General features: G+C 23.5%; 1 protein-coding gene. It reads left to right on the top strand.

Annotated elements, in window-relative coordinates:
* Window positions 1–23 precede the first annotated feature (23 nt).
* A partial coding sequence (locus tag IC213_RS21440) for a hypothetical protein (protein ID WP_227863594.1) occupies window positions 24–255 on the top strand: 232 nt, incomplete at its 3' end.

The following is a 255-nucleotide window of genomic DNA, read 5'->3' as shown; positions in this document are numbered from 1 at the left end:
AAGGTGTCAAAGAGTTAAATAAATTGATTTCAAGTTCATACAACAGAAAAGACAATCATTTTTATTATGTTCCTAGAATTTCCTTTGAAGAATTAATAAAAACAAGTGAAAATATAATAGTAACTACGGCATGTTTAGGAGGAATATTTGGAAAAGGAAACGATGAAATTAAAAAAAGATTTTTGGATTTCATTATAAAAAATAAAAATAGATGTTTTTTAGAGATACAACATCACTTAGATGAAAAACAAATTA

The organism is Clostridioides sp. ES-S-0049-02 (assembly GCF_020658465.1).
GTDB lineage: Bacteria > Bacillota > Clostridia > Peptostreptococcales > Peptostreptococcaceae > Clostridioides.
The sequence above is the reverse complement of the archived record's forward strand: the minus strand, read 5'-3'. Positions and strand labels throughout refer to the sequence as shown.